Origin of the sequence: Caballeronia sp. (assembly GCF_028292365.1) — a bacterium.
Taxonomy (GTDB): domain Bacteria; phylum Pseudomonadota; class Gammaproteobacteria; order Burkholderiales; family Burkholderiaceae; genus Caballeronia.
Genome location: NZ_JAQGMM010000652.1, coordinates 1 through 5,151, shown reverse-complemented (window position 1 = coordinate 5,151; position 5,151 = coordinate 1). Strand labels below are relative to the sequence as shown.

Annotated in this window: 4 protein-coding genes and 2 pseudogenes; 4 read left to right on the top strand and 2 right to left on the bottom strand. The window is 57.2% G+C overall.

The window, feature by feature from the left end:
• Positions 1–87: 87 nt before the first annotated feature.
• Both JWR14_RS37710 and JWR14_RS37705 read right to left on the bottom strand, forming a co-directional pair.
• Positions 88–708: a hypothetical protein gene (locus tag JWR14_RS37710; protein WP_299719801.1), complete on the bottom strand. Its 621-nt coding sequence runs from the start codon at positions 706–708 to the stop codon at positions 88–90.
• 245 nt (positions 709–953) lie between these two features.
• Positions 954–1,175 (bottom strand): hypothetical protein, encoded by a 222-nt coding sequence (locus JWR14_RS37705; protein ID WP_299719798.1) that lies wholly within the window; start codon positions 1,173–1,175, stop codon positions 954–956.
• A 79-nt stretch (positions 1,176–1,254) separates the two neighbouring features.
• Between JWR14_RS37705 and JWR14_RS38675 the strand changes: the two are divergent.
• The 4 genes and pseudogenes from JWR14_RS38675 to JWR14_RS37690 all read left to right on the top strand — a co-directional run.
• Positions 1,255–1,377 (top strand): annotated as a pseudogene (locus tag JWR14_RS38675) (IS6 family transposase); the annotation flags it as partial.
• 451 nt (positions 1,378–1,828) lie between these two features.
• Positions 1,829–1,934: pseudogene (locus JWR14_RS37700) on the top strand (IS6 family transposase); the annotation flags it as partial.
• 318 nt (positions 1,935–2,252) lie between these two features.
• Positions 2,253–2,954, top strand: coding sequence for an IS6 family transposase (locus JWR14_RS37695; protein WP_299719796.1), 702 nt, complete (start codon positions 2,253–2,255; stop codon positions 2,952–2,954).
• Between the two features lie 694 nt (positions 2,955–3,648).
• Complete coding sequence (locus JWR14_RS37690; protein ID WP_299719794.1) at positions 3,649–5,103, top strand: ISKra4 family transposase; 1,455 nt, start codon at positions 3,649–3,651, stop codon at positions 5,101–5,103.
• Positions 5,104–5,151: the final 48 nt, after the last annotated feature.

Sequence of the window (5,151 nt, the reverse complement as noted above, 5' to 3'; positions counted from 1 at the left end):
TGACGGCGTAGACTGACAGCATTTGAAACGTCGTCGTGTTCCAGCTGCGACCCGGCTGGGCGTTTGGAGTCGGGAATGTGAAATCGTTCAAGGTGTTGGCGTATGCGAGGATATAGCCCGAGCCGCGCGCGTCGAGACGGGGCGCACAGCGCCGCTACGGCGCCCGTTGGCCTTGCTGCTGAGATGCCAGACGTTCGCCGGTGGCGTATTTAGCCAGACCGTTTTGATGCGATGCCAACACAGGCCTTTAGGGGCGGTAAAAGGAACTCTGGGTTGGTAAGTGAACTGCACAAGGCGTCGTGCCTTATCCGCGTGCAGGAGTTCGGCGAAGGCCGCGACCGTTGGTTCGACGATACGCGGCGAAAGCGAACGAAAGGGCAGGCCGGAGACAAAAATCGTTTTTGCCGGCAAGTCTCGTAGAACCGAAAGGTTCTCATGAAAGGCGCCGCCGACCACATGCGCCTGCGGAAACTGCCCTCTTAGTTCGGCCGCCAATTGATTAGCGAGCTCAAATACGATCAGCTTCGCTGACGGGTGCCGGCGTATGAGCGAGTCCGTCACCACTCCAGTACCGGCTCCAATCTCGACAATTGCTTCGAATGCCTCAACGCCTTCGGCCATGGCATTGGCGAGGTAACGCGATGATGGCGCCACTGCACCTACGGTTGCAGGATCGGTTAACCAATGCTTGAAGAAACGGAGGTTCATGCGAAGAAAAAATCCGATGTATAGGCGGTCTGAAAATCGACCACAGGGACGGTGAAATTCATTCGATCATTCGACTCGCTCGTTCGGGCAATCGCATGAATCCTTCTGGCGCTTTCTTACCGGTTGACGCACCGGACGGTTCGCGGACGATGAAGCAAGTCAATAGACCCCGGCACGCCTATCGGAAATCAATCGCCACACTCTTGGCCACGAAGCCAGTCCCGGCTCTGCGGCAGACATACAGGTCAGTGCAACGTTCCGAACATCACGCCGGCACTCTCCGACGGGGTCAGACCTAACCGGTAATAGCTTTCGAGGCGCCCCGAGGTCGCTTCGTCGAGGACATACGGAGGCCGAATGAAGCCGACCGAAAGAGCGTGTTCGTACCACATGCTGATCCAGGCGCGTAGTCCCACTACGTCCAGCGGCAGCGCAACGGCGTCATCTTCAGCGAAAAGATTTCTCATTTTCCAGGGCCCTCACGATGATTTTAAATTCGTGTTCCTTAACATATAAAAACAAGAAGATATTTCATCGACCCTGAGCCCGGCGCCCCTCAAGATCGTCACGGATCAGTTGCGCCGCTTCTGGCGGCAAAGGCCGAAAATCCCGGAACTTGCCAACGTAAAAGCACGTGTGCGCCAACTCGCGGTAGCCCGACTGAACAACAGCAATCCGGAACAGGTGACACGATGATTACCTGGAGACCACGTTATAAAGCGGAACCGGTCGGGCACCTCAAGAGGCGATGTGGTCGTTGGGCCGAACCGCGAGCTTAGCGCTGTCGTATCGGCAAGTGCTGTGTCGATGAGAGAAGAGTAGGTCTTGCCAAAAGGCGAATCTACTCTACGGTGGGATATGCCGATGCCGCGTTAGCGTAACTTGCCTATACGGACGTATAACCGCGGCGAAGCGATCTACCGGGCCGTGCAGCGGAGCACTTGTGAAGATCGGCGCCGGCGCTCATAACGACGGAAACGAGCCACACGCTCAGATCGCACTGTTCGACCTGAAGCGTTTCTGAGGTCGGTCGGAACCGTGGACGACAACGGACTAAGCAGCGATTTTACCAAAATGGAATCGCTGCATGAAAGCGGCCGGCAACAGATACTCAACGCCTTTTCTGTCGAGCGTCGGTCCGAGTCGACAGCACCTTCGCGCTCAAGAGGCATCTACTGCGCGCTTCACTTTATCGCGAACAGCCCGCTGCCCGATTCGTCGCCTGACGCGAATTTATCGAGATCGCCCGGATTCCGTCGATCGCTTTCTGACCGGTCGTCACACCGTCTCTCGGACGGCCCGCTCCCCGCACGTTGACAAAGCCGCTAAGCAGGTCAGATCTACTGTTGATCAGCCTTACTTGATATATCATATCAAGCCATGATTATGGTGAAGCGGAGTCAAACCTGACTTTACATCATGAAAGGTGTCCCCGGATTCTCCTCATGGATGGTGTTGCCGAATGCATTAAGATAAGGTCGGGTTCTGTTGCAGTAAGGCGGTCCGCTATGATGTGCGGAACGACATCAACAGCTGAAAGCCCGATGAAGACGTTGAATCCGGCGGTGGCCCGAGTGCTCAAACGCTTGCATTATCCGCTCGACGTGATCCTGACTTGCGTGCGCTGGTACGTGGCATATCCGCTGAGTCTGCGGCAGCTCGAAGAAATGATGGCTGAGCGCGGCGTTTCGGTCGATCATTCGACTGTGCACCGCTGGGCCATCAAGCTGCTGCCGCTCCTTGAGAAAGCGTTTCGGCGACGCAAGCGGCCGGTTGGTAAGAGCTGGCGGATGGACGAGACGTACATCCGCGTCAAGGGCGAATGGCGATATCTTTACCGGGCCGTCGACAAGGACGGCAACACCATTGACTTTTTGCTACGCACCCATCGGGACAAGGCTGAAGCCCAGCGTTATTTTGAGAAGTCGATGGCCCAGAATGGCGTACCCGAGACGGTGGCCATCGACAGAAGCGGCGCCAATCTCGCCGCACTCGAAGCCATCAATGATGATCGTGAAACGCCGATCAAGATCCGCCAATCCAAATATCTCAACAACCTTGTCGAGCAGGACCATCGAGCGATCAAGCGACGCACGCGACCCATGCTGGGATTCAAAACTTTCCGCTGTGCCCGGATCCTTCTGGCCGGCATTGAGCTTATGCACATGTTAGCCAAAGGAAAGATGAAATGTGCTCTCGGAATCCGGCTGTCCGACGCTGATCAATTCTACGACCTTGCAACATAAGTAGTGCTTTGCATAGCTATCGCGGTCCCTCCGTGCTTCTTACCGGGACAAAGCCCTCAAACGCTGGAGTCGTCGTTTCTTGGCTGCCGCAGAGGGGACCTAGCACTCCTCGACGAAGCCCCGCGCATCCATCAGCCGCCTATTCTCCGACCGACTCGACGAAGTATCCGACGCGACAGGTGGGGGCCCCGGTGCTCACTACGACGGACCTGACTCGAACTGCCGACTAGCTGTTGGTCCGCAAACGTGGGCCTTAGAAACGTGCCGCCGTTGCTAACGCGCACATAGCGATAAGCGGACGAACCATGGGACACACGATCACGCGCGTTTTATGGGCCATGACGCCCGCGTTTTTCGCATGACGAATCAGCTCGCGAGGATGATGGAGGTAACCGCAACCTTGCCGGACCGTATGACGAATACATAGCGATTTTGGTTCCAGTTTGTCGCTGCGGCGTTCTCCGGGGCCGCTTTCTCCCGAAGCTTTCTTCGTACCCGTCGTTCGACGGAATTCTGTCAATCCGGAATCCTTATGCCGCAAGGAAGGGCCAATCCGAGTTGACTGAATTAAGCGCGCTCGAAGGAGAGCGTGCAAAAGCTGGGGAGGCTCGCCGAGACGGCCAATACTGCTTTCTGCGCGGCAACCGTTTTGTCTGGAGTACGCTGATCGATGTCACAACGGTGGGAGAAAGCCATGCGGTTGATCATCGAAGCAAGGTTGGCCGATGGAGACAGCGACACGGTCAATGACGGCGACGGAGTTTTGGCCGTGATTGAGCGCCGGGACTGCAGTCTTGACCAACTGGGTCTGACACTCGCCGAAGGACGATCGCTGCTAGCCAAGGTGCAAGCCGAATTGATTTCGAAACAGGTGCAATGGTGGCTCTCGGGCCAAGCCCATTGCGGGCTCTGTGGTGATCCCCTACGCCACAAGGATAGTCGCTCGACGGTGCTACGCACTGTGTACGGCAAAGTGATCGTGAAGAGTCCGCGACTCTGGTCGTGTGCTTGCGAACAGACTGCGCAGACGCCACGGCGTGTCGTGCATCCCTTGTCCAAAACCCTAACTAGGCGCGTCACGCCGGAGCTGGAATACCTTCAGGCAAAGTGGGCGGCCCATCTGCCATACCGACAGGCCACGACCATGCTCAAGGAAGTGCTGCCGCTAAACAAGGGCATTTCGTTCAGCGGCGCCCGGAACCGGATTCACACCCTTGGAAAACTGCTCGACGCTGATATCGAGCGCGATATCGCGAAGCTGCCGCAACCCGCGACAGATGTACAGGTTCGCGAATCCAGCCATGTCGCCGCCGTGAGCGTTGATTCGGCGTGGCTGCGAAGTTGCGACCAGTTGAGAAGCACTGGCGGCCACGTGAACATCGTGACCGGTCGAGCGACGTTCACCGACGGTCCTCCAAAGCTGTACGCCTATGTGCATAAAGAGGTCAAGTCGGCCGCAGCGCGACTCGATCAGTTTCTCAGCCAAAACGGTGTGGCAAGCGATGAGCGCGTGACCGTAATCAGCGACGACGCAGGAGAATTTGCGAAGACTGTCGAGGGTAGTCAGCTTGCTCGCGGTCGGATTCTCGACTGGTTCCACATCGCGATGAAATTCCAGGCGGCGCAGCGCTCCGTGTTCGGCAGCAAGATGATCGACTCGATGGAGCGCGAGTCGGTGGAGACGGAAATCATCCACGCCAATTGGTTGGTCTGGCATGGCAAGGGCAACAAGGCGTTAGAGCGGATCAGGGCACTGGACAGTCGGCTTCTGGCAAGGGAGGGATACGAATTCAACACGCTGTGGTGGAATCTGAACACGGTCTCCAGTTACCTGAAGAACAACGGGCGCACGTTGGGCAACTACGGCGCTAGGCATCGCAAGGGCCTACCTATCAGCAGCGGCATAGCCGAGTCCGCAGTGAATCAGGTCGTCAGCCACCGCATGGCCAAGAAGCAGCAGATGCGCTGGACCGACGAAGGGGCACATTGCATGGCTCAAGTCAGGGTCGCGATTTTTAATCAGGAATTCTCGCCCCATCGCGTCTCGGAGCTGGAGATAGCCGCCTCGCTTCACGGCAAATGCATTTGGGCTGCGTCGCCAAACCGGCACCGACTAACGAACAGAGCAGGCTGTGCAACCTTGCACTAAGCCGTGTCGGCCAGACAAAACCGATCTCCCCCACTTTTGCACGCTCTC